The organism is Bradyrhizobium sp. Ken51, from assembly GCF_055807435.1.
The window spans coordinates 114019-137483 of the sequence record NZ_JBVVPB010000004.1; the positions used below are offsets into that span (position 1 = coordinate 114019).

General features: G+C 65.1%; 25 protein-coding genes. 14 read left to right on the forward strand and 11 right to left on the reverse strand.

The window, feature by feature from the left end; genetic code table 11:
- Positions 1 to 88 precede the first annotated feature (88 nt).
- A complete protein-coding gene (locus AC0L27_RS09860) occupies positions 89 to 868 on the reverse strand; it encodes a protein phosphatase CheZ (protein WP_275172386.1) in 780 nt (259 codons plus the stop codon).
- A 314-nt stretch (positions 869 to 1182) separates the two neighbouring features.
- On the opposite strand from AC0L27_RS09860, the gene AC0L27_RS09865 reads away from it, so the two are divergent.
- Positions 1183 to 1983, forward strand: a complete 801-nt coding sequence (locus tag AC0L27_RS09865; protein ID WP_354208262.1) for a L,D-transpeptidase — start codon at positions 1183 to 1185, stop codon at positions 1981 to 1983.
- A 73-nt stretch (positions 1984 to 2056) separates the two neighbouring features.
- On the opposite strand, the gene AC0L27_RS09870 is transcribed toward AC0L27_RS09865, so the two are convergent.
- The 5 genes from AC0L27_RS09870 to AC0L27_RS09890 all read right to left on the reverse strand — a co-directional run bounded on the left by AC0L27_RS09870 (position 2057) and on the right by AC0L27_RS09890 (position 7169).
- Positions 2057 to 2896 carry a DUF2076 domain-containing protein gene (locus tag AC0L27_RS09870; RefSeq protein ID WP_354208260.1) on the reverse strand — a complete coding sequence of 280 codons (840 nt, stop codon included), beginning with the start codon at positions 2894 to 2896 and terminating at the stop codon, positions 2057 to 2059.
- A 136-nt stretch (positions 2897 to 3032) separates the two neighbouring features.
- Positions 3033 to 3878, reverse strand: coding sequence for a ChbG/HpnK family deacetylase (locus AC0L27_RS09875; RefSeq protein ID WP_354208258.1), 846 nt, complete (start codon positions 3876 to 3878; stop codon positions 3033 to 3035).
- Positions 3875 to 4936, reverse strand: coding sequence for a glycosyltransferase family 2 protein (locus AC0L27_RS09880; RefSeq protein ID WP_354208256.1), 1062 nt, complete (start codon positions 4934 to 4936; stop codon positions 3875 to 3877). The genes AC0L27_RS09875 and AC0L27_RS09880 overlap by 4 nt, the downstream gene beginning before the upstream one ends.
- A 100-nt stretch (positions 4937 to 5036) precedes the next feature.
- Entirely contained in the window at positions 5037 to 6014 is a 978-nt protein-coding gene (gene hisG, locus AC0L27_RS09885) for an ATP phosphoribosyltransferase (RefSeq protein WP_354208254.1), read from the reverse strand.
- Positions 6015 to 6017: 3 nt separating this feature from the next.
- The gene (locus tag AC0L27_RS09890) at positions 6018 to 7169 is read right to left on the reverse strand and encodes an ATP phosphoribosyltransferase regulatory subunit (RefSeq protein WP_354208253.1); all 1152 of its coding nucleotides are present in this window, start codon (positions 7167 to 7169) and stop codon (positions 6018 to 6020) included.
- Between the two features lie 739 nt (positions 7170 to 7908).
- Here AC0L27_RS09890 and AC0L27_RS09895 point away from each other — a divergent pair.
- Positions 7909 to 8853 carry a helix-turn-helix domain-containing protein gene (locus tag AC0L27_RS09895; protein ID WP_354208252.1) on the forward strand — a complete coding sequence of 315 codons (945 nt, stop codon included), beginning with the start codon at positions 7909 to 7911 and terminating at the stop codon, positions 8851 to 8853.
- Positions 8854 to 8934: 81 nt separating this feature from the next.
- On the opposite strand, the gene AC0L27_RS09900 is transcribed toward AC0L27_RS09895, so the two are convergent.
- Entirely contained in the window at positions 8935 to 9687 is a 753-nt protein-coding gene (locus tag AC0L27_RS09900) for a 16S rRNA (uracil(1498)-N(3))-methyltransferase (RefSeq protein WP_354208251.1), read from the reverse strand.
- Positions 9688 to 9897: 210 nt separating this feature from the next.
- Here AC0L27_RS09900 and AC0L27_RS09905 point away from each other — a divergent pair, with 210 nt between their 5' ends.
- Positions 9898 to 10557, forward strand: coding sequence for a hypothetical protein (locus AC0L27_RS09905; RefSeq protein ID WP_275172395.1), 660 nt, complete (start codon positions 9898 to 9900; stop codon positions 10555 to 10557).
- A complete protein-coding gene (gene ubiA, locus AC0L27_RS09910; RefSeq protein WP_354208250.1) occupies positions 10554 to 11486 on the forward strand; it encodes a 4-hydroxybenzoate octaprenyltransferase in 933 nt (310 codons plus the stop codon). Before AC0L27_RS09905 ends, ubiA begins: the two co-directional genes overlap by 4 nt.
- Here the strand turns inward: ubiA and AC0L27_RS09915 are convergent.
- A complete protein-coding gene (locus AC0L27_RS09915) occupies positions 11483 to 12001 on the reverse strand; it encodes a DUF6101 family protein (protein ID WP_354208249.1) in 519 nt (172 codons plus the stop codon). The two genes, ubiA and AC0L27_RS09915, sit on opposite strands and share 4 nt — an antisense overlap.
- A gap of 264 nt (positions 12002 to 12265) precedes the next feature.
- On the opposite strand from AC0L27_RS09915, the gene AC0L27_RS09920 reads away from it, so the two are divergent.
- From AC0L27_RS09920 to AC0L27_RS09950, 7 genes are all read left to right on the forward strand, one after another.
- The gene (locus AC0L27_RS09920; RefSeq protein WP_473318809.1) at positions 12266 to 13669 is read left to right on the forward strand and encodes a TldD/PmbA family protein; all 1404 of its coding nucleotides are present in this window, start codon (positions 12266 to 12268) and stop codon (positions 13667 to 13669) included.
- Positions 13656 to 14474 (forward strand): inositol monophosphatase family protein, encoded by an 819-nt coding sequence (locus AC0L27_RS09925; RefSeq protein WP_354208247.1) that lies wholly within the window; start codon positions 13656 to 13658, stop codon positions 14472 to 14474. Before AC0L27_RS09920 ends, AC0L27_RS09925 begins: the two co-directional genes overlap by 14 nt.
- A 60-nt stretch (positions 14475 to 14534) precedes the next feature.
- Entirely contained in the window at positions 14535 to 14777 is a 243-nt protein-coding gene (locus tag AC0L27_RS09930) for a DUF4170 domain-containing protein (RefSeq protein WP_007596929.1), read from the forward strand.
- On the forward strand, positions 14774 to 15487 hold the full coding sequence (locus AC0L27_RS09935; RefSeq protein WP_354208246.1) for a lysophospholipid acyltransferase family protein: 714 nt from the start codon (positions 14774 to 14776) through the stop codon (positions 15485 to 15487). Before AC0L27_RS09930 ends, AC0L27_RS09935 begins: the two co-directional genes overlap by 4 nt.
- Positions 15450 to 16796 carry a 3-deoxy-D-manno-octulosonic acid transferase gene (locus AC0L27_RS09940; protein ID WP_354208245.1) on the forward strand — a complete coding sequence of 449 codons (1347 nt, stop codon included), beginning with the start codon at positions 15450 to 15452 and terminating at the stop codon, positions 16794 to 16796. Before AC0L27_RS09935 ends, AC0L27_RS09940 begins: the two co-directional genes overlap by 38 nt.
- Positions 16789 to 17805, forward strand: coding sequence for a tetraacyldisaccharide 4'-kinase (lpxK, locus tag AC0L27_RS09945; RefSeq protein WP_354208244.1), 1017 nt, complete (start codon positions 16789 to 16791; stop codon positions 17803 to 17805). The genes AC0L27_RS09940 and lpxK overlap by 8 nt, the downstream gene beginning before the upstream one ends.
- A 313-nt stretch (positions 17806 to 18118) precedes the next feature.
- Complete coding sequence (locus AC0L27_RS09950) at positions 18119 to 18454, forward strand: GYD domain-containing protein (protein ID WP_007596925.1); 336 nt, start codon at positions 18119 to 18121, stop codon at positions 18452 to 18454.
- Between the two features lie 380 nt (positions 18455 to 18834).
- Here the strand turns inward: AC0L27_RS09950 and AC0L27_RS09955 are convergent, their stop codons facing one another.
- Positions 18835 to 19029 carry a hypothetical protein gene (locus AC0L27_RS09955; RefSeq protein WP_275172402.1) on the reverse strand — a complete coding sequence of 65 codons (195 nt, stop codon included), beginning with the start codon at positions 19027 to 19029 and terminating at the stop codon, positions 18835 to 18837.
- A 441-nt stretch (positions 19030 to 19470) separates the two neighbouring features.
- Between AC0L27_RS09955 and AC0L27_RS09960 the strand changes: the two genes are divergently transcribed.
- Positions 19471 to 19854, forward strand: a complete 384-nt coding sequence (locus AC0L27_RS09960) for a hypothetical protein (protein ID WP_473318817.1) — start codon at positions 19471 to 19473, stop codon at positions 19852 to 19854.
- Between the two features lie 16 nt (positions 19855 to 19870).
- On the opposite strand, the gene AC0L27_RS09965 is transcribed toward AC0L27_RS09960, so the two are convergent.
- Positions 19871 to 20098 (reverse strand): DUF2093 domain-containing protein, encoded by a 228-nt coding sequence (locus AC0L27_RS09965; protein ID WP_007596922.1) that lies wholly within the window; start codon positions 20096 to 20098, stop codon positions 19871 to 19873.
- A 175-nt stretch (positions 20099 to 20273) separates the two neighbouring features.
- Between AC0L27_RS09965 and AC0L27_RS09970 the strand changes: the two genes are divergently transcribed.
- Both AC0L27_RS09970 and AC0L27_RS09975 read left to right on the forward strand, forming a co-directional pair.
- Entirely contained in the window at positions 20274 to 21098 is an 825-nt protein-coding gene (locus AC0L27_RS09970; RefSeq protein WP_354208243.1) for a dienelactone hydrolase family protein, read from the forward strand.
- A 181-nt stretch (positions 21099 to 21279) separates the two neighbouring features.
- Positions 21280 to 21465 carry a hypothetical protein gene (locus AC0L27_RS09975; protein WP_354208242.1) on the forward strand — a complete coding sequence of 62 codons (186 nt, stop codon included), beginning with the start codon at positions 21280 to 21282 and terminating at the stop codon, positions 21463 to 21465.
- Positions 21466 to 21778: 313 nt separating this feature from the next.
- On the opposite strand, the gene xseA is transcribed toward AC0L27_RS09975, so the two are convergent.
- On the reverse strand, positions 21779 to 23419 hold the full coding sequence (gene xseA / locus AC0L27_RS09980) for an exodeoxyribonuclease VII large subunit (RefSeq protein WP_354208241.1): 1641 nt from the start codon (positions 23417 to 23419) through the stop codon (positions 21779 to 21781).
- Between the last annotated feature and the right edge of the window lie 46 nt (positions 23420 to 23465).

Consider the following 23465-nt stretch of genomic DNA (forward strand, 5'->3'; position numbering starts at 1 on the left):
CACAGGCTGGATTGCTTCGCTTCGCTCGCAATGACGAAAAAAACGCCGGCTTGCGCCGGCGTTTTGTTTTTCAGAGTGTCGCGTCCGCTCAGTCGAACAGCGCGTCGATGTCGTCCTGCGAGGCGTGGCCGACGTCGCCGGCGAGCTTCGGGCCGTTGAGAAGCTTGTCGTCGTCGCTGCGGGTGTCGACCTGCGGCACGACGTGGGACTTGATCGCGTCGACGCCGCCCCAGATTTCCATCATGGAGTTGATGTGCTGCTCGATGAACTTCATCGTGGTCATGACCTTGCTGATGCGCTGGCCGGTCAGGTCCTGGAAGTTGCAGGCTTCGAAGATCGAGATGACGCGTTCCTGGATATCGTCGGCGAGCCGCTTCTGCTGATCGGCCGATTGCACCTTGGCCATCGCGCTGGCCGCCTGGTCGATCGACTCGGCGGCTTCGAGGATCTGCTGGGTCGCCTGTTCGGTGCCGCCGACGACTGCGCCGAGCTCGCCATTGACCTTGGCCATTTCGCCGCCGTCGAAGCTCTTGCCATGCAGTGTCGCGATCTCGCGCTTGGTACGGTCGATGGCGTCGTGGATGAGGTCGAGCTCGACCTTCAGCTTCTCGCACTGCTCGATCTGCGCCCGGTAAGTATCGAGCATGGTACGGGCTTCGGAGAGCTCGTGGGCGGTGGAGGCGTCGATCGCGGCCATGGCGGCGCTGCCGGACAAGGGCGCGGTGCCCTTCGCCATCTGTGCACGGATCGCACGCAACTCGGCCATGATCTCGCTATGCATCGGCGCAGCCTCCTCAATCATTTCGGGGCTTGGCATCTCGCCGACAATAGCCTCTTCGACACGAAAACGTTTGCGGTGAATAGCCATCAAGAACTCCCCCCACCTCACTCACGCGTCTTTGTAGGCAGAAGCGATTTAACACGAAGTTCACAGCCGGAACTGTCGTGCGGTTGTGCGCGACGGCTTGCAAACGGGCGATTAACCATGCGTGCGCGGCGTTCATCGAAAATAAACGCTGATCGCCAAATAGCACCGCTGCCGACGACGTGGTGAATCGAAATGGCGTTTCCGTTTACCAAACAAAACGGCTTTTGCTCTTTATTGACCACGTCGCGGGAGCGGATCAGCCATCACCTCGCCACGGCGCATGTGATCTAGACGAAACAGTACAGAGTACGTCGATGTTCAAGAAAATGTCTGTCGCGCTGCTTGGCAGCGCTTGCACCTTCATTGCGGGCGCCAACAGCGCCAGCGCTTTCGACAATAGCGTGCCGAACGATCCGCCCGCGGTGCTCTACCAGCCGCAGATGCCGCCTGCGCCGGTTCGGGTCGCCTCCAATTCAAACATGGGCGGCGGCTTCATCGAGTTCATATTCGGCGACGGGCCCGGTCGCGGTCCGGCCTACGCTCCGCAGCAGCCGATGTATCAGCAGCAGCCAGGTTATTATGACCAGCGCCGCCTGCCGCCGATGGGCGAGCCGCAGATGCAGGGCGCAGGTCTCCAGCAGGAGGCGGTCGATCCGCGGCAGCGTCAGTTCGACCCGAGATTCGAGAAACAACTCGTTGACTATAGCGGCAACGAAAGCGCAGGCACGATCGTGGTCGATACGCCGAACAAATTCCTCTACCTCGTCGAGGGCAACGGCCGGGCGATGCGCTACGGCATCGGCGTCGGGCGTCCCGGCTTCACCTGGTCCGGCGTGAAGTCGATCACGGCCAAGCGCGAATGGCCGGCCTGGACCCCGCCGGCGGAAATGATCGCGCGCCGCCCCGACCTGCCCAGGCACATGGAAGGCGGCCCGGAAAATCCGCTCGGCGCGCGCGCGATGTATCTCGGTTCGACGCTCTACCGTATCCACGGCTCCAACGAGCCCTGGACCATCGGCACCAACGTCTCCTCGGGCTGCATCCGCATGCGCAACGAAGACGTCATCGACCTCTATGGCCGCGTCAACGTCGGCACCAAGGTCGTGGTGATGTAGGCGCATATTGCTCGGAACCAAAAACGGCCGCCTCATCGGCGGCCGTTCTCGTTTGGAGCAAGGATAAATAGCGTCAGGCGTAATCGCTGCCGCCATCGTCGCCGCCGCCGAAATCGCTGTCGTCGGCGAGGTCGACATTGTCGTCATTGTCGTTCTGATCGTTGTAATTCTGGTCGTCGTTCGAAGCGTGGTCGGCGAAGCCCTGGCGGGACGCATCACCGCGGTCGCGGTTCGAGCCGATGTCGTCGAGGCCGGCATCGCGCGCGAGTGAGCCGCCGGACTGATCGCTGCCGCTCCAGGGACTTCCACCAGCGCTGCGGTCGCCCAGGGCATTGGTGTCGCCGAAGGCCTGCTGATGCGATCCGCCCATCATGCCGCGGATGCTGGACAGCAGCAGCGAGCCGCCGACGACGCCGGCCGCGGCTGCCGCCGCCGTGCCGAGGAACGAGCCGCCGCCACCGCCGACCGGCGGCGCGCCATAGCCTTGCCCTGGACCCTGATTTGGTCCTTGACCGTAAGCCTGCCCATAAGGCGGCTGGCCGTAACCGGGCTGGGTCTGCTGCATCGCCTGGCCGCTGTTCCAGACCGGCCGCGAGTCACGTGGCGGTACGTTCGGAACCGAGCCGCGCGACGGACCCCCGCCGAACAGCGTGTCGCGCATGGTGTCCAGGAAGCCGCCGGACTGCGCCTGCTCGGGCGCTTGCCCCGCCTCCAGCTCCTGGATGCGATTGTGAGCACGCTTCAGCGCCTCGTCCTGCAACAGCACGGTCTGCACCAGCGCATAGATCGCGCCGGGCGCCTTGCGCAGGCCGTCGGAGATCGCGGCGATCGCGTCGGGATCGCGCGGTGCATTTTCCAGTTTCGAAAGCCGGTCGAAAAGCTCGTCGACGAGCTGGCGTTCCTGCGGCGTCATGGTCAGTCTCCCTCGCGCAAAACAAGCGCGAGGCAGATGTAGGGTTCCAATGTGGCCCCAACAGTGCCGGCTGGATTAAATTTCGGTATGCGACAAGCTGCCTCGCGGGCGGCTTTCTCGCAGACTTTGGCCGGTTTCACCCCAGCGTGACGCTGCTGTCCGTCAGCAGGCGCGCGAAGGCATCGCCGGCGAGATAGGCGTGCTCGCGCTCGCGGACATCCGTCATCGGGTCGAGCCCGGTGAGGATGTCGTCGACGAAGCCGGGATGGCACATCACGAGGCCCCCGTCCGGCAGGCCTTCGAGGAATTGCCGCATCAGCGCACCGAAATCGGCCGCCTGCGTGAAATCATAGGCGCCGGCGAAGCCGGGATTGTAGCTTAGGCCCGCGCGGCCGGCACGGCGGCGGAATTGCGCGCTGAGGATATCGAGCACCATGGCTTTCGGTGAGGCCAGCCGCTGCATCAGCGGCAGGTCGCGGCCGCCCTGGCGCACCCAGGCTTTTGGCGCGGCTTCGGCAACTGCATCGACAAAGCCGTCGCGCACCTGCGGGTAGAGCTGCACATGCTGATGGCCGTCGACGAAGTCAGGCGCGCGCCCGAACGCTTTCGCGAAGGCTGCCAGCTGCGCCTTGACCTCGTTGCGAAAGAACTCGCGGTCGAGCCTTCGCGCAAGACCCGCGCGCAGCAGCTTCGGAAACGGGAGAAACATGTCGCCGTCGAGCGGGCGGAAATGCATGGTGAGCGGCCGGAACGGAGCCGACAATGTCACGTGCAATCCGATCGCGCAGCGCGGGCTCGCTTGCGCCGCCGCCTGGAGCGCCTCGATCTCGCTGCGCTCGACCACAGGTCCCACCATCATCACCGAGGTGGCGTTGAGACGGCAGCGTCCGATCAGGTCGCGGATGGCGCGATTGACGCCCGGGCTGATGCCGTAATCGTCGGCGCAGAGCCAGATCCGCCGCGGCGGCGCGGCCGCGCTCATTCGGCCGCCGTCCTGTTCGAGGTGTCCAGGCTTGAAGCGTCCTGGGCCTTGTCGGACTCGAAATGCTTTTCACTGTGCTCGGCGACGAAGTAGATCGGGCGCGCCTTCAGCTCGGACAGGATCTTGCCGATATATTCGCCGACGATGCCGATCATGATGAGCTGCACGCCGCCGATCGTCATCAGGCCGATCACGAGTGAGGGATAGCCGGGCACCTGCTTGCCGGTGGTCAAGACCTCCCAGAGGATGGACAGACCGAACAGGAACGCTCCGCCGGCGAGGATCACGCCAAGCAGGCTGGCGAAGCGCAGCGGCGCCACCGAGAACGAGGTCACGCCTTCGATCGAAAGACCGAGCAGACGCGCGGCGCTGAAGGTTGTCACGCCATGGGTGCGCGGCGCGGGCTCGTAGTCGACGCGGATCTGGCGGAAGCCGATCCAGCTCGCGAGGCCCTTGAAGAAGCGGTTGCGCTCCGGCAGCTGCCTCAGTGCTGCGACCGCGCGGGGCGACAGCAGGCGGAAATCGCCGGCGTCTTCGGGAATCTTCTGGCGCGCGCCCCAATTGATCAGCGCATAGAAGCCGCGCCCGGCGAGCCGACGCAGGAACGGCTCGTTGTCGCGATGCGCCTTGGCGGTATAGACGACGTCGTAGCCGTCCTCGATCCAGTGCCGCACCAGTCGCTCGACCAGCGACGGCGGATGCTGGCCGTCGCCATCCATGAACAGCACCGCGCCGAGCCGGGCATGGTCGAGGCCGGCCATCAGCGCGGCCTCCTTGCCGAAATTCCGCGACAACGACACCACCTGGACGTCGACCGCGTCGGCCGGCAGCGAGCGGGCGATCGACAGCGTCGCGTCCGCGCTGCCGTCGTCGACATAGACGACCTCGCAAGACAAGCGATAGCGCTGCCGCAAGGTCTTTGCGAGATCGCAAATGCGCTGGTGCAAGGCGGCGAGGCCCGCCGCTTCGTTGTAGACGGGGACGACAATCGACAGTCCCTTCACGGCGGCGCTTGCCGCGGTGGTCGTCATGCCGGAAACGTCAGAGCCCAACGTCATCGATCAAGGTTCCAGAGGCGTTCAAGGTCATCTCGACAGCATATGGTAGCTGCCGTTTGCTGTCGCTACGCTGAACGGAATTGCTCAACAAACTTTGGGCTCACTGCCGCAGGAACGCCTCGAGCATGGCGAACAGCGGGTTGTCCCGGTCGAACACGTAATCCAGCGAAACCACCGAGACGGTCTCGGCGCCATGCGCGCGCAGGAAGCTCGCGAGTGCATAGAGCTGGCCCGGCGGGCAGTGCAGCGTGAGCATGCCCGAGGAGGTCGGCCCGCCGAACGGGGCTTCGACGCCGAAGCGCTCGTGAGCCTCGGTGAGCATGGCCGCGTCGCACTGGCGGAAGCGGGTGCGGACTTCGCGGTATTTGTTGGCCCGCGCCCGCGCCGCGATGTGATCGAGGATGATTCGCGCGGTCTCCCGGGCCTGCGGCGACCAATCGGCGTCCCTTGAGGCGACCAGATTGGCCTGGCTGCGCAGGATCACGCCGTCGTCGAGCACCCGCAATCCGTTGGCGGCGAGGGTCGCCCCGGTCGTGGTGATGTCGACGATCAACTCGGCGCTGCCGGCGGCCGGCGCGCCTTCGGTTGCGCCCGTGCTTTCGACGATGCGGTAATCGGTGATGCCTTGATTCTGGAAGAAGGCGCGGGTGAGGTTGATGAACTTGGTCGCGACCCGCATCCGCATGTGATGCTGCTCGCGGAAGCCGGTGGTGACGTCGTCGAGGTCGGCCATGGTGCGGACGTCGATCCACGCCTGCGGCACCGCGACGACGACGTCGGCATAGCCGAAGCCGAGGCCTTCGATCAGGGAGACGCGCTTGTCGGCGTCCGCGATGGTCTCGCGCACCAGATCCTCGCCCGTGACGCCGAGATGCGCCGAGCCGCGGGACAGTTGCGAGGCGATCTCGCTCGCCGAGAGATAGGCCACCTCGACATTGTCGAGGCCCGCGAGCGTGCCGCGATAGTCGCGTGCGCCGCCCGCCTTCGACAGCTTCAGCCCGGCGCGGGCGAAGAAGGCCTCGGTGTTTTCCTGAAGGCGGCCCTTGGAAGGAACGGCCAGAACGAATGGCGCGCTCATGACTTAAGCTCCCACCTTGCGGCCGATCCGGGTCAGCGCATCCACCCAGACCGAGAAACCGACCGCCGGAATCGGCTCGGCCGATCCAAGTTGAGTCATCAGCCCGTCATAGCGGCCGCCGGCAACCAGCGGCTCGGCGCCGTTGCCGCGGTGATGCAGCTCGAATTCGAAGCCGGTGTAGTAGTCGAGCCCGCGTCCGAACGCGGTCGAAAAGCGCGTCCCCTTCACATCGATGCCGCGCGCGGCCATGAAGCCGACCCGGCTTTCGAACTGGTCGATCGCAGCACTGAGATCGAGCTTTGCATCATTGGTGAGCGCGCGCAGCTCCGCGACGGCGTCATCGGGATTACCCGATATCGACAGGAAACGCTTGAGCACGGCGATGGCCTCGCGCGGCAGCGCGCCGCCCTTCAACGTCGACTGCTCGAGGAAGCGGTCGGCAATCTCGGCCGTGGTGCGGCCGCCGACATTGGTGGTGCCGGCGATCGACATCAGATCGGTGACGAAAGCGAGTGCCGCCTTGCGGTCGGAGCCGGCGAGCGCCGCGAGCACGCCCTCATATTCGCTGCGGGTCGCGGTGGTCGCGGCTGCCAGCCGCTCCAGATCCTGCTCCAGGCTGATCTTGCGGTTGAAATCCTTGACCAGGCGGCGGCGCCAGACCGGATAGAGGTTGAGCGCGTCGAGCAGCGCGTTGAACAGCGCCACGTCGCCGGTGCGGATCTCGACGTCGCGGACGCCGAAGGCGGCGGTCGCCTCCAGCGCCAGCGCCAGCATCTCGGCATCGGCCGCGGCGCGGTCCTGGCGGCCGAACGATTCGATGCCGGCCTGCAGGAATTCGCTGCTCTGGCCGTTGCGGTAGCGAAACACCGGGCCGAGATAACTGAACCCGGCCGGCTGGCCAGCACGGCCAGAGCTGAGGTAATCGCGGGCCACCGGAATGGTCAGGTCCGGCCGCAGGCAGAGCTCCTCGCCGGAGAGGTCCGTGGTCAGGTACAGGCTCTTGCGGATGTCCTCGCCGGAGAGGTCCAGGAACGGTTCGGCCGGTTGCAGGATCGCGGGCTCGGCCCTGACATAGCCGGCCTGCGCGAACGACAGCAGCAGCGTATCCGCCCAGGCGGCGGAGCCGGCAGCATTTGAGGTAGCAGTCGCGGTCATCTCGGGGTCCATCGTCCCGGAAGAACCGGGCAGGGCAAGCAAGGGGAACGAATTGCCGCAGGCCTTAGCATGGCCCGAAAGCGGTTTCGACCTCCAAAGGATCAATCGCTTAACAGCGTCGGAGCGACGCGCCGTCATCAGAGGAGCGAAGCTTAAATCAGGTCTCGCGCCAGCTCGGGTAATATAGCACCTATTCATCCCACTGCGTCGACCCAGATGGATAGGGAGGCCTCACCCTCATTCATTTCGGGGCAGGGACGTCTCTGGGGCGCTTCCAAGATGAATGGGTCGCCTGGGGCGGAAAGCTCGGCCGCCTCGATCGCAACTTCATCCGCGAGCTGCTCGGCCCGCTTCAGAATGCTCCACCGGTCACACACTCAATTTGGGTAGGGGGACGATCCGTTCGCGGAACCTTCGTTTACAATGCGAAAGTTGGTTTCCGATTCATAGCGATGCAACAGACGATATACGGTCGGTCTCGTGACACGCGCTGGCCGCTGATTTCGATCTGCGAGATGTTCCGGCACTATGACGAATTCGATCCACTCGACCTTCTGATCGTTCATGCCATTCTCAATGCCGCGCGACCTGCGGCGCGCCGGCGTCAACGGGCCGGATGATCTGCGGGGCGCCAAAGTCGCCGTTTCCAAGAAGAAGGCCAAGTAAGCAGCAGAACATGGATCAAAGCCGTCTAGTCCCTGCTCGCGAGGGAATGCAAAAGAGAGCGGCGGATCGCTTGATGTCGTTCCAGGATCTCAAGCCGTCCTCGGCGCTCGAGCTCAATTCGTATGACATCGATCATTTCGGCGAGACCGAGAAATACGCCGGCGCATCGAGCATGCCGTTGTCGGCCGGGGCTACCGCGATCATGCGTGCCCGGCTCACCTTGCCGACCCTGACCCTGTCGCTGTTGAAAACCTTCCCCCGGATCATTCGAGGCTATCAGTTCACCAATGCTGCCGCAGTGGCGGTCCCGATGGATCACGTGACCTCTGCCCGCATCAACGGGCAATCGATGGGCGGTTCTGTCCTGGTATTGAAAGGTGATTCAGATTGCCTGGTGCATGAGCCGGAGGGGCGTCTGCTGGCAGTGGTCTACTTCAGTCCGTCCGGGCGGGAGCCATTGCCTGAATTAGGCGATGGATGCCATTTGCTGAATCCGGCGCCGGACGTGCTTGCCTCGCTACGCCGTCTGATCTCGATATCGCTTGAAACCGCAGCAAATGACCCAGACTTCTTGAACGAGCCGGCTTCGCAAACGATTGTCGAACAGTCACTGCTCAGCACGATGGATGCGGCGATCTGGTCCAGCGTCGCAAGCGGACCTGTGTCATCCACCACCGAGCATTATCGGCGGATCGTAGCCGATATGGAGAAACTGATCCGGCGCGATCTGATGATCTGGCACAAGACGACCGAACTGGCGGAGCAGGCGGGCGTGTCGGTCCGGACTCTCCAGAGTGCGACACGGGCCATCTGCGGCATGAGCCCACATCGCTATAGCCGGGTCTTGCGCCTCTGGTCGGTGCGCAAGCAACTGCGCACCGGCCGAGCGGGCCGGAGTGTGAAGTCCTGTGCGCTTGCGCATGGCTTCTGGCATCTCAGCGAGTTCGCAGCGAGCTACAGAGAGGCTTTCGGAGAGTTGCCTTCCGAGACTCTGAACCGATCGCTACGAGGCGAATAGCACGGCGCGGTCGCCCTCTACCTGGTTCGGTGGCCTTGGGCTGCTCAGATGATCGGCAGCCGGAAGGCAACCAATGCTTGCCTAGCCGCGTTCGCCACCCCAGTCGCCCAGTACCGCCTGCACCATCGCCAGCGCGGCCACTGCGGCCGTGTCGGCCCGCATGATCCGGGGTCCCAGCGCCAGCCGCAGGATTTTCGGCTGCCGCAGTAGCAGCGCCCGCTCTTCCTCGGCAAAGCCGCCTTCGGGGCCGATCAGCACGTCGATGCCCTCCGCCGCGCCTGCGCCTTGCAGACTCTGAATGGGGTTTTCGAGCTCCGCCGCCTCGTCGCAGAAGATCAGCAGCCTGCCGGCGGCGCGCTGGCTGAGGAATCGCTCCAGCGGCACCGGCTCGGCAACGGTGGCGATGCTGAGTATGCCGCATTGCTCGGCCGCCTCGACAACATTGGCGCGCATCCGCTCGGTATTGACGCGGGAAGCCTGGGTAAATCGTGTCAGCACCGGCTGAAGCGAGGCAGCGCCCATCTCGATGGCCTTCTGCACCATGTAGTCGAGCCGGGCATGCTTGAGCGGGGCGAAGACGTAGGCGAGATCGGGCAGCCGGTCCTGCGGCCGGGTCTGCTGGAGGATGACGAGGCCGTCCGGCCGCTTGCGGCCTTCAATGGCAGCCTGCCATTCGCCGTCGCGGCCGTTGAACGCCAAAACCTCGGCCCCGACGGCAAGCCGCAGCACATTGCCGAGATAATTGCTCTGGTCGCGGTCGAGCTCGACCCTGCCGTCCTGGGCAAGGGGGGCATCGACGAACAGGCGGGGGCCGCGGAAATCGTGGGAAGGCATCGTTCAAGGGTCCGATTTGCCGCCGTTCTTAACCGAAAGCAGTACTTTCGGGGTAAATTTTGCCAAATTGGTGCGTCGGCGCGCCGCGCTCTTGCCCTATTCAACGGGTTGTTAAGGGCCGGCGGGAATCGTAAAATCGCGAGCACGCTGGTTGCGCTTCAATTGGGAAGACGCCGAACCCCGCAAGCTCCTGCCGGAGAGACTGCCTTGATGATCCGTCATTTGATGGTTCCGATCACTGCCGCCATGGTCACGATGGGCGCCGTGTGTGCCTATGCGCAGGGTTTCCCCGCGCCGCTGCCGGGCCAGGCCCCAACGAGTTCCGCCTTCCCGCCCGTGAATGGCTCGGCGCCCGTCGCCTCCGTCGGCGGCGCGCCGCAATCGTCCTTTCCCGTGAACGGCGCCGCACCCGTCGGTGGCGCCGGCGCCTTCAGCGCGGCCCCGCCGACGCAAGCCGGTCCCGGCGAGGACTGCATGAAGGCCTTCATGCCTCTGCGCGAGGATGCCGAAAAGCGCGGCAAGCTGATCAAGGCCGCGAGCGACCGTCACGCCCCGCCTGACGAGGCCTGCAAGCTGATCCGCAACTTCAGCCAGGCTGAGACCAAGATGATCAAGTACATCGAGGCCAACGCCTCGAAGTGCGGGATTCCGGCGCAAATCGGCGCGCAGATGAAGGACGGCCACAAGAACACCGAGGCGATGGCCGCGAAGGTCTGCAATGTTGCGCAGCAGATGCAGAACCAGCCACGCGGTCCGGCCGGTCCGTCGCTGAGCGAAGTGCTGGGTTCGGGCTCGGCGCCCGAGGCCAATGCGGGCAAGAAGGGCGGCAGCACCTTCGACACACTCAACGGCAACGTCCTGACCCGATGAGCGACACATCCGCCCGAGTTGCCGATTCCACCGGCAACTGGGTCGATACGCGCGCACCGCAATGGGCGCGGCCTTATCTGCGCTTGTCCCGCTTCGATCGTCCGATCGGCTCCTGGCTCCTGTTGATGCCGTGCTGGTGGTCGGCGGCGCTCGCCGCCGGCATGGCGCATGACGTCCGCGGCCTGCCGCTCACCATCGTCCTGTTCTTCGTCGGCGCCTTCGTGATGCGGGGAGCAGGCTGTACCTGGAACGACATCACCGACCGTGACCTCGACGACAAGGTCGAGCGCACCCGTTCACGGCCGCTGCCGTCGGGCCAGGTGAGCGCGAAGCAGGCGCTGGCCTTCATGGTCGCGCAAGCGCTGATCGGGCTCGTGGTGTTGCTGCAGTTCAACCGCTTCGCGATCCTGACCGGCATTGCCTCGCTGCTGATCGTCGCGATCTACCCGTTCATGAAGCGCATCACCTGGTGGCCGCAGACCGTGCTCGGGCTCGCGTTCTCCTGGGGCGCCCTGATGGGATTTGCCGTCACCTTCGGGCGGATCGACGTCACCGCGCTCGTGCTCTATGCCGGCGCGATTTCCTGGGTGATCGGCTACGACACGATCTATGCGCATCAAGACGCCGAGGACGATGCGCTGATCGGCATCAAGTCCACAGCGCGCCTTTTCGGCGCGCATACGCACCAGGCGCTGATCCTGTTCTACGGCCTGGCGGTGCTGCTGATCGGCGTGGCGCTGGCGTCGGGCGATGCGCGCTGGCCAGCCTGGCTCGGACTTGTGGCCTTCGCCGTGCATCTGGCCTCGCAGATCGCGCGGCTGAATATCAGCGACGGCGATCTCTGCAAGCGCCTGTTCTATTCGAACCGCGACGCGGGATTTCTGCTGTTTGCGGGTTTGCTCGCCGACGCGGTGATGCGAGCGGCTTAACTCCGTGCGATGATCTCGCGCTCATCGCGATGCACCGACAGCTCGCGTGCGACACCGGTGCGACGGCGCATCAGAAATTTCGGGCGGCGGTCGCGGATCGCGTTGGCGCGGCGACGGCGCGGCGCGGGTTTGCGCGCGCCTTCGTCGAGCTGCGGAAGTGCGAACAGCTCGCTCCAGATCGCCCAGGCCTCAACGAGTTCGTCGCCATCGGCGCTGACCAGCAGCGGAATGGAGAGCGAGGGATCGCGATGCACGAGGACGAGGGTCTGGGCCTCGTCGTTGCCGCGCAGAGCGACGCCGATGAAGTCGCTGACGCGGACGTTGATCGCCATCCGCATGCCGCGGACGGCACGGTGCAGCACGACGCGTTCGCGATGAAGCTCGATCTGCCGGACATATCCGTCGGCGCGCGGATCATGCGCATCGAAGCGAACCGGAAGGGAAAGGGGGTCGAGCCGCAGGGAGCGGCTCGACCCGGCGGGAGCGATCCCGCTTGTTGCTGTTTGACGCCTCACGGCTTTAGTTCTCCCCGCCGGGATTATGTTCCCGGTCGATGCGAGGACCTTAGCGCGCGGCTTTCCGAAACCGCTTAAAAAGGCTGGTTAATCCAACCTCACCGCCGCGCATGATTGACAAGACCTTGGCGCGCATGATTGACGAGACGTTGCGCGCAAAGTGCGAATCTGAGCTTTTGGTGGGCTGAAAATGCTTGAAGTCCGCGCGATCAGGGCACATCTGTGGGTTCCGGTCCCGCAGCCCGCCCCAACAGGATTTCGTTTGTGAACCCTTCACCAAGCTCGACGCTTTCGCCCAAGGATTCGTCCACAGCCAGCCGCGACCTGTTCGACCAGTCTGCGCTCTCCGATCTCGCGCAGCGGCTGGTGGAGGCGGCCAGGCGGGCCGGCGCGGATGCGGCCGATGCGGTCGCCGTGCGTGGCGTCTCGCAAGGCGTCGAGGTCCGCGACGGCAGGGTCGAGGAATCCGAACGTTCCGAGGGCGACGATGTCGGCTTGCGCGTGCTGGTCGGCCGGCGTCAGGCGGTGGTCTCGACCAACGACGCCAGCGGCGATGCCGTGACCAAGCTTGCCGAGCGAGCGGTTGCGATGGCGCGCGTCGCGCCCGACGACAAATATGTCGGCCTGGCCGATCCCGCACTGCTCGCGCGCGACTTCCCCGATCTCGATCTGCTCGATCCTGACGTGCCCGCGACCTCCGAACTCGAGCGCCGCGCGCTCGAAGCCGAGGCTGCGGCGCTCGGTGTGAAGGGCGTGACCAAATCCGGCGGCGCTTCGGCCTCCGCCGGCATGGGCGGCATGGTGCTCGTCACCAGCACTGGTTTTCACGGCTCTTACCTGCGTTCCAGCCAGGGCATCTCCGCCACTGCCATTGTCGGCGACGGCACCGGCATGGAGCGCGACTACGATTTCACCTCGGCGCCGCATGGTGCGGACCTCTTGTCGCCGGAGATCGTCGGCCGTTCCGCGGGCGAGCGCACCGTGGCGCGCTTCAATCCGCGCAAGGTCGAGACCTGCAAGGTGCCTGTGGTGTTCGATCCGCGCGTCGCGGGCTCGCTGGTCGGTCACGTCGTCGGCGCCATCAATGGCGCTTCGATCGCGCGCAAGACCAGCTTCCTGAAGGACAAGCTCGGTCAGCAGCTGTTCGCCAAAAACATCCGCATCATCGACGATCCGCTGCGCAAACGCGGCCTGCGCTCGCAGACGTTTGACGCCGAAGGCGTTGCCGTGAAGAAGATCGCACTGATCGACGAAGGCGTGCTGACGACCTGGCTGCTCGATTGCGCCACCGCGCGTGAGCTCGGTCTCACCACCACCGGCCACGCCCATCGCGGCGTCTCCTCTTCGCCGTCGCCCGGGCCGTACAATCTGCATCTTGAACCCGGCACGCCCACCCCGGCCGAGCTGATCTCCGACATCAAGCAGGGTTTCTACGTCACCGATTTGATCGGCTCGGGCGTCAACGGCGTAACCGGCGATTACAGCCGCGGCGCCTCCGGCTTCTGGATCGAGAACGGCGAACTCACTTATCCCGTGAGCGAGGTGACGATCGCCGGTCATCTGTTCGAGATCTTCAAGTCGATGCAGCCGGCGAACAATCTCGAGTTCCGCTACGGTGTCAATGCGCCGACGGTGCGCATCGAGGGTTTGACGCTTGGCGGACGTTGACGCGAACGCAACGGGTGAAGGCATCCAGGCGCGCGACGCGGCGCTGCTGCAAGACACGGTGCGGGAGGCGGGGGCACTCGCGCAGTCGATGTTCCGCACCGAGCTGAAGAAGTGGACCAAGGGCGCGTCCTCGCCGGTCTCGGAAGCCGACATTGCCGTCAACGATCTCCTGGAATCGCGCCTGCGTGCGGCGACGCCCGACTATGGCTGGCTGTCGGAGGAGAGCGCCGACGACGAGGTGCGGCTGTCGCGGCGGCTGACCTGGATCGTCGATCCCATCGACGGCACCCGCAACTACCTCAATGGCCATGACGAATGGTGCGTCAGCGTCGCGCTGGTCGAGGATGCCTCGCCCGTGCTCGCCGCGGTGTTCGCGCCGACGAGCGATGAGTTCTTCTTCGCTGCCCGCGGCCAGGGCACGACCCTCAACGACGTGCCGGTGCGGGCGAGCGCGGGATCCGAGCTCGACTTCTCGCGTGTCGCGGGTCCGAAGCCCCTGGTCGAGCGCCTTAAGCCGTCACTGGGCGAGATCAAGCTGCATCCGCGAATCGGTTCGCTCGCGCTGCGTCTGTGCCGGGTCGCCCATGGCGCGCTGGATGCGGCTTTTGCGGGCGGCAACAGTCATGATTGGGACCTTGCGGCGGCGGATTTGATCGTGCAGGAAGCCGATGGTAGGATGAGCGATCTCTCCGGAGATCCCATCCTCTATAACCGCCGGCAAGTCACGCATGGGGTGCTGGTGGCAGCGGGTCGCGATCGTCATGCGAGCATTGTCTCGCATTTTCGAAACCGCCCCTTGCCGTGAAGCGCTTTCTCGTGCTTGTCGAACACTGCTTTGCCGGGCAGCCCGTTAGGAACAGAACCGATGCCAGATAGTGCCCCGCAACAACTGCTCCACCTCGTCGTCGGCGGCGAGCTCGTCGATCTCGAGCACAACACCTTCAAGAACCTCGACGACGTCGAGATCGTCGGCCTCTACCCGAACTATGCGACCGCGCACGCCGCCTGGCGCGCCAAGGCGCAGAGCACGGTCGACAACGCGCAGATGCGCTATTTCATCGTCCATCTCCACCGGCTGCTCGACCCGAATCAAGAACCGGCGCGTTGAAAAAGCTGCTTCGCAATACGCTGAGGAGCAGCTTCGTCCAGCGTGCCGTCGGAATCCTGGCGGCCGAATATCTGCGTCTGGTCTGGCGGACGAACAAATTCACGTTCGACCCGCCGGACGTCTATGACCGGGTCGAGCCGCAGATCCCGGCGATCTTCGCGTTCTGGCACGGCCAGCATTTCCTCACCCCCTTCATCAAGAACAAGGACCGGTACAAGGCCAGGGTCCTGATCTCCCGCCACCGCGACGGCGAGTTCAATGCGATTGCCGCCGAGCGGCTCGGCATCGGCACCATCCGCGGGTCGGGCGACCATGGCAGCGCGTTTCACCGCAAGGGCGGGGTCGGTGCCTTCAAGGAAATGGTGCGGACGCTCCAGGACGGTTGTAATGTCGCGCTGACCGCCGACGTCCCCAAGCGCTCGCGCGTGGCCGGGCTCGGCATCATCATGCTGGCACGGGAATCGGGGCGGCCGATCATGCCTTTTGCGATGGCGACCAGCCGCTTCGTCCGGCTCAAGAACTGGGACCGCACCACCATCAACCTGCCGTTCGGGCGGGGCGCATTGGTCGGCATCAAGGAAATCCACGTTCCGCCGGATGCGAACGCCGCCACCATGGAAGCGCTGCGGCTCGAGCTGGAGGAGACCTTGAACGAGGCGACCCGCCAAGCCTATGCCCAACTCGGCCGGCCGGGACCTGCAGATGCCTAAATCGCTGCCCGGCTCGCTGCCGTTGACGCTGCGGATGTACCGGCGCCTGGCGCGCGGCCTGGTGCCGCTCGCGCCTGCGCTGATCAAGCGGCGCCTCAAGCAGGGCAAGGAAGATCCCGCGCGCGTCGGCGAACGGCGGGGCCTGTCCCGGGACGTGCGGCCGCACGGTCCGCTGGTCTGGATTCACGGCGCCAGCGTCGGCGAGGTCCTCGCCGCGGCGGCCCTGATCGAGCGCTTGCGCGATCTGAACCTGCGCATTCTGCTCACCTCGGGCACGGTCACGTCGGCTGCCATTGTGGCAAAGCGCTTTCCGCCCGACGTCATCCATCAATACGTGCCGTATGATTCCCCCCGTTATGTCGCGCGCTTCCTCGACCATTGGAAGCCGTCGCTGGCGCTGTTCATCGAATCCGATCTGTGGCCGAACCTGATCCTGGCTGGCGCTGCGCGCCGCGTGCCGATGGTGCTGATCAACGGGCGGATGTCGCCGCGCTCCTTCCCGCGCTGGCGCCGCATGCAGGGCACCATCTCGGCGCTGCTGTCGCGTTTCGACATCTGTCTGGCGCAGTCGAAGACCGATGCCGAGCGCTTCTCGACGCTCGGCGGCCGCGATGTCGTCACCACGGGCAATCTCAAGCTCGACGTTCCGGCGCCGCCGGCCGACCCCGCCAAGCTCGAACGGCTGATGGCGATGACGCGCGGGCGTCCGATCATCGTCGCGGCCTCGACCCATCCGGGCGAGGAGGAGATGCTGGTGGCGGCGCATCGCAGCCTTAGCGGATTCTTTCCGCAGCTCCTGACCGTGATCGTGCCGCGCCATCCGGATCGCGGCTCCTCGATCACGGGCCTGATCACGGCGTCCGGCCTGAAGCCGGCCCTGCGCTCGCGCGATGAGCTGCCGACGGCGGCCACCGACGTTTATGTCGCCGACACCATGGGCGAGCTCGGCCTGTTCTATCGTCTCTCGGAGATCGTGTTCATGGGCGGATCGCTGATCCGCCACGGCGGCCAGAATCCGATCGAAGCGATCAAGCTCGGCGCGGCCATCGTCCATGGTCCGCACGTCTTCAATTTCGCCGATGTCTACGAGGCGCTCGATCACAGCGGCGGCGCGCGCCAGGCCGACACGCAGGAACTGCTGATCAAGCAGCTTGGCCAGCTGCTCGCCGATTCCGCCCTGCGCCAGAAGATCCAGCAGTCGGGCGCCGGCGTGGTCGAGGATCTCGGCGGCGCGCTCAACCGCACCATGACCGCGCTCGAGCCTTATCTTCTGCAGTTGCGGATCGAGATGGGGGCCGCCAATGCGTGAGCCGGCCTTCTGGTACCGGCCACGTTCCCTCGAATCCTACGCATTGGGGCCGCTGGCTGCGCTCTATGGCGCGATCACCGAACGCCGGATGCTGCGCGGTGGCGTCGACGCCGGCATCCCCGTGATCTGCGTCGGCAACTATCATGTCGGCGGCGCCGGCAAGACGCCGACCGTGCTGGCGCTGACCAAGCTCTTGCGCGAGCTCGGCGAGACGCCGGTGGTGCTCAGCCGCGGCTATGGCGGCAGCCTCAAGGGCCCGGTGATGGTGGACCGGATGCGTCACACCGCTTCCGATATCGGCGACGAGCCGCTGATGATGGCGCGCGACGTTCCTGTCACGGTTGCGCGCGACCGCCTCGAGGGCGTCGTGCTGGCCAAGTCGCAAGGCGCTACCGTGATCCTGATGGACGACGGTTTCCAGAACCCTCGTCTTCTCAAGGACACCTCGCTGATCGTGATCGACAGCGAGCGCGGCCTCGGCAACGGCAGGGTGTTCCCGGCCGGTCCCCTGCGTGCGCCACTGCAGGCGCAGCTCGCGCGCACCGACGCGCTGGTCGTGATCGGCGGCGGGCGCGCCGCCGACGATGTCGCCGCCGAGCTTGCCAGGCGCAACAAGCCGGAGCTGCGCGCGCGGCTGAGACCCGAGACCGAGTCGGTCGCAAGACTATTGGGCAAGCCGGTGTTCGCGTTCGCCGGCATCGGCGATCCCGAACGGTTCTTCCGCAGCTTGCGTGCCAGCGGCATCGAGGTCGCGCGCACGCGCGCCTTCGCCGATCATCACATGTTTTCAAACGACGAGATCGCAGCCCTCGCCACAGAGGCGCAACGCGAGCAGCAAACGCTGGTGACGACGGAAAAGGATCTCGCGCGTCTGCGCGGCCGCGAAGGCGTGCCGGACGGCATCGTGCCGTTCGCCGTCCAGCTCGAGTTCGACGACCCGGCTGCGCTCCGGCAATTGATCAGCGATCATCTCTACAAGGCGCGCGAGCGAAGATTCGGCAGGCGATAATGTCGGACGGCGCGCGAACCGCGCTCGCACTCGTTGTGGACGCCACGGTGTGACGAAAAGCATTTCCTGCGCGGATGCGATATGTGGCAACCGAGGTGACATGTCGCGGCTGACGAATTCCCTTCCGCATGTTGGGCAGTTGATGTAGCCTTTCATGAGAGCCGTCACCGGGACGTGCCGAACTCCCGGAAATCATCGACGGCGTTTATGCCCACGGCGGGCAGTACCTTCATCATTTCAGATGCAGCAGCCGTAACGACGAGTTCGGAACGGCAGGGAAAGTCATTGCCAAAAACCCAGAGGAGAACATGCCATGCATTTTTGCCTCACCGGACAATACACACCACGCGCTCTCAATGCCATTTTGGAGAACCCCAAGACCGATCGTCAGGAGGCGGCAAGAAAACTCATCGAAGCGGCCGGCGGAAAGCTGATTTCGATGTTCAGCGTTGCGGCCGACGGCCCAGGCGTTTTGGTGATTTTCGATGTGCCTGATCCGGGTGCGGCTCCGGCCATTTCCGGCCTGACCGTCACGGCGGGCACCCTGCAGAACGTGAAATTGACGCGGCTGTTCACGCAGGACGAGATCAAGCAGGTCCGCCAGAACGCGGCGAAGCTGCGTTCTTCGTATACCCCGCCCGGAAGCTGACATCCGGATCTAAAGCGAAGCCGCCGCAGTCGAACGAAGCGGCGGCAACGCTCACCTCACAGCAAGAATAATGTTTGCAAGCCGAGGCAAGGCGAAGGCCTCCTGCGTCGTTGACGGACAATGCTGTACGACGCGTGCTGCGTCCGGCGTCATAGGTCCGACCGAACGCGCTTGCCAGCGGCCTCGGTAACGGCCTGCGATTGCGGTTCAGCAGTCAATCATGCTCACCACGCCCCAACGGCCATCAATCCGATAATGGTCAGGCACGAGACGCAGGCCACCATGGCGGTATAGTACTCGGGTGTATTCATTGCTGCCTCCCAAACTGTTGCCAACTGCTTGGTCACTGCTACGGCAGAAATCGCCGGTCTCGGGCCGCTTCAATTCGGCGTGCCGCGACCGGTCTTGCGTTGTGTGTCCGTCCTCTCATCGTCACCCTGATCCGGATGATGATGCGCTTCGAGAGCTTCAGAGCGTTCAGCTGCGATCAGAAGCTGTTTCCGCATTTCAGCGAGGCGGGCGCGGCAATACTCACGATAGAGCAGGTTTAATATGGTGGGCATGATCACCCCCATCGTTGATTTTCGATTTACAAATATTCCACCGCGAATTTTCGAGGTGATCGTAGCCCGACAGATGGCTCTTCGATATGAGCCCGTTCACAGACTGCGCCAATTCCAGAGCTCAGTGGCCGTTTGGTTGACTTGATTGTCTGTGCGATAAAAAGAGCAGGGCCAATTACCTAAGATGAAGCATAGCGGCGCTCTGTTTCAGCAAGACTTCGTCAAACAACCTAAGAGCGCCAATCGCAACAAAGAATCCAACCACAACGCGAAATGACTAACCACGGAGTGCAAGCACTCTCCGATGCAACGCGGATCGGCGTGACGGAGATCATTTGCGGTGAGACGCGCACTTCATGCGCGCGCGAACATCGTCGCGACGCCGATGCGGACCATTTCCATGCCTCGCGATAAGCTGCACATTTCGTGCTGCGTCGACAGGGCAGCTGCGCTTTGCTCGCCGACGGCAGCCGCCATTCAGGCGTCGTTCATCGCAAAACTCCTAACCGTTCAGACGATCAGGAGAGTTCGATGAAGCTGCCGTCCGCGATTGTTGTCGCCAGCGTTGCGTGTCTGATCGCTGCGCGCGTGCTTGCACAGACGACGTCGCCCGCTGCTTCAAGCGCGACAGTGCCGGTGCCCGCAACCAAGCGCGTGACGTGCCTCAGCTCAACGCAAAATCTGAAGGGACAAGACAAGCGCGACCAGATGCAGCTCTGCATGGCGCAGGCGCGGCTTGATTGTCTGAAGCAGGCGATCGATCAGAAGATCGTCGGCGAGACCAGGAAGAGTTTCATCAAAACCTGCGTGGGCGCGGATGGCACGGAGCAGCACTAGACGCGCGGCCGCCGCCTCAAGCTTGCGGCTTGGGCGCGCCCGGGTAATGCCGCTCGAGCACGGCGGCGGGCGTGGCGTAGGCTTCCTGCAAATCCACGCTCCAGTATTTCAACTCGTCGAGCGGGATGCGCGTATCGGTGATCGCGCAGCGAACGAAAGTCCCCGGCGAGATCACGCGGAAATCGCCGTCGAGATACTGCACCTGCGCTTCGCCATGGCCCGAGGGGCCGAACTTGTTCAGCACGGTCGAAAGTCTCCGTGGAAGGCCGCTCCGGAGTCACCTTGGAGGGCACGATGTGTTGGACGGGATGTAGCATAGATAGGGTGGCTTGTCCGCCCGGTAAACCCACCGGTTTGTGATGTTTTGGCGCCGTTTCCGCATGATAGTGCTTGAGCGAAGGATCCAACGGCAAAGTTCGATGCGCCTTCCGTTCACCGCCCTGTTCCTGACGTTCCTGATCTCGGCCGCGCACGCGTCGCCGGCGCCGCAGCCGGTTGAGATTCCGCTGGCGTCCGGCGTGCTGCATGCGCAGCTCTACAAGCCCGAGGGCACGGGGCCGTTTCCGACCGTGATCGCGCTCCACGGCTGCGGCGGCCTCGGTGGCCATTCCGATTCCGTGCTGCCGCGCTACCGCGAGTGGGCCGAGCGGCTGCTCAAATCCGGCAACGCCGTCCTGCTCCCTGACAGCTACGGCTCGCGCGAGCTCGGGCCGCAATGCCGCGTCAAGGAGATGCACGTCAAGGCGCGGCGCGAACGCGTCACCGACATCGTGGCGTCGCGCGCCTGGTTGATGCGGCAGAGCTGGGTTGCGCGCGACCGCGTCAGCCTGATGGGCTGGGCGAATGGCGCCAGCGCGCTGCTCTGGGCCGTGCGTCCGCAGAGCCTTGCGCGCGATGTGGGCCCGGATTTCCGCGCCGCGATCGCGTTCTATCCGGACTGCAGGATTTCCGCTGGCCTGGGGTGGAGCACACGGGTGCCGACGCTGGTGCTGATCGGCGGCAATGACGACGTCTCGTCGCCGCCGGCCTGCCGCCAGATGGTCGATGGTGCGCATGGCCGCAGCGCGCTCGCGCGCATCGTGGTCTATCCCGGCGCCTTTCACGACTTCGATCGCGCCAACACCCCGCTGCACGCACTCGCCGGCAGCACCGATGCGGCGGCGCCCGAGCACGGCCATCTCGGCACCGATGCGCAGGCGCGCGCGGCGTCGCAGAAGGAGGTCGCGGAGTGGCTGGCGCGGTAGCCTGGAATGAGCGGGCTCGCCGCGCCGTAGCTCGTGAGAAGCGAAGGCGGGGCCGCCCTTGGGAACAACAGCGGACAGCCCCGCATCGACCACCGCCCTGCACGGAAAATGGCCGACCGTGACTCTACGGATCGCGCGCCGTGATGGTTTCAGCATGTGACGACGCCATCATTCGACCACGATGTCGATTAAACGCAATCTCATGCGCAACCGCTTCGTCCTGTTCTCCTCCGCCCTGATCGTCTTCACCGTCGCGGTCTTCCTGTTCGAAGCCCATCTCTTCGAAGCCCATGCCGGCGCGCCGCAACTCGCGCCGGAACATTGCGGCTTCTGGACCACGATCGACGCGGGATTGTCCTGCCGCTAGGGCGAACTGCTTCCACACCGTCATTGCGAGCGCAGCGAAGCAATCCAGAGTCCCTCCGCGGAAAGATTCTGGATTGCTTCGCTGCGCTCGCAATGACGAGGTTGGGGCCTCTCCATCGTCGTCCCGGCCTAGTGCGCAATTGCGCACGGGGGGCCGGGACCCATACCGCGTGATCTATCAATTGCGCGTGGCATCAGTCCCGAGCGACCAGTTTTCGCCAAACCTCTCCCTGTGGTTATGGGTCCCGGCCCCCGTGCGCAATTGCGCACTAGGCCGGGACGACGCCGAGGGTGAGGCGATGCCGCCGCTCCGCCTAAAACAAATTCCCCTGATCCACCGGCTTGCCCACGCGCTTCGGCGCTGGCTTGGCCTCCTGCGCAGCCGGCTTGGCTTGCGCCGGCGCGCGCTTTGCCGTCGGTGCTGCACGATCCGCATCCGCGGTCGCACCCACGCGTCCATCCGCAAACTCGATCTCGACCCTTGCACCGGGGCCGACGCTGTCGGCCGCATGCACGGGATGGCCGGCCTCGTCGCGCACCAGCGCAAAGCCGCGCGCGAGCACGCCGCGATAGGACAAGGCGGAGAGCAGCTTGCCGCTGTTCTCGACGCGGGCATCCAGCCGATGCAACAGCGTCACCAGCGCGCGGCCCGCGCGCTCGGCAAGGCGATGCGTGCGCTCGCGCTGGCGGTGAATCGCGTTGCGTTGCGCCTGCGCATTGGAGAGCTTTGAGGCGCGCAAGCGCACCTCCAGCCCGGCAAAGCGGTCGCGCCGCCGCCGCAGCAGCGAGCGCGTGGACAGCCCGAGCCGCTCGCCGCACACGGTGAGGCGATGATCGGCCTGCGCGATCTGGCCGTGCAGCACCCGCAGCGTCAGCTTGGCGCCTGCGGCGGTGAACCTTCGGAAATGCGCATGGGTGTTGGCCTTGAGGCAGCGGGGCAGGGACGCACCCGCCGAATCCAGCCGCTGCCGCTGGATCGCCAGCAAATCGCCGGCGGCCGGCAGCGCGCGCGCGGCGGCACGCAGCTCGCTGCGGCGGCTCTCCTGGCCGCGTTGCCAGCAGGACCGGGTGCGTCGCCCCAGATCGCCGACCTCGACAAAGAGATCGCTGCGCACCGGCACCGCCATCTCGGCCGCCGCCGTCGGCGTCGGCGCGCGCTTGTCGGCGACGAAATCGATCAGCGTGATGTCGGTCTCATGCCCCACGGCCGAGATCAGCGGGATCATGCTCTCGGCCGCGGCGCGAACCACGATCTCCTCGTTGAACGACCAGAGGTCCTCCAGCGAGCCGCCGCCGCGCGCGACGATCAGCACGTCCGGGCGCGGAATCTTCCCGCCCTCCGGCAGCGCGTTGAAGCCACGGATCGCGGCCGCGACCTGCTCGGCCGAGCCTTCGCCCTGAACTTTCACCGGCCACACCAGCACGTGGCGGGGAAAGCGGTCCTCCAGCCGATGAAGGATGTCGCGGATCACGGCGCCGGTCGGCGAGGTCACCACGCCGATCACCTCCGGCAGCCACGGCAGAAGCTGCTTGCGCGCTTCGTCGAACAGGCCTTCGGCGGCGAGCTTCCTCTTGCGCTCCTCCATCAGCGCCATCAGCGCGCCGATGCCGGCCGGCTCCAGCGCCTCGATCACGATCTGGTATTTCGAGGAGCCCGGATAGGTCGTGAGCTTGCCGGTGGCGATGACCTCAAGCCCCTCCTGGGGCTTGAAGCGCATCCGGCCGTGCACGCCCTTCCAGATCACCGCCTCGATCTTGGCGCTCTCGTCCTTGAGCGCGAAATAGCAATGGCCGGAGGAATGCGCCCCGCGGAAGCCGGAGATCTCGCCGCGGACCCGGACATGGCCATAGGTGTCCTCGACCGTCCGTTTCAGGGACTGCGAGAGCTCGGAAACGGTGAATTCGGGAGTGTTGAGCAGGGGTTCCGCAGACGGCATCGGCAAACGATTCGGCATGTTGGGATCAGACCCGACGTTAAGGATTTTTGCAGCGCGGCGCCAA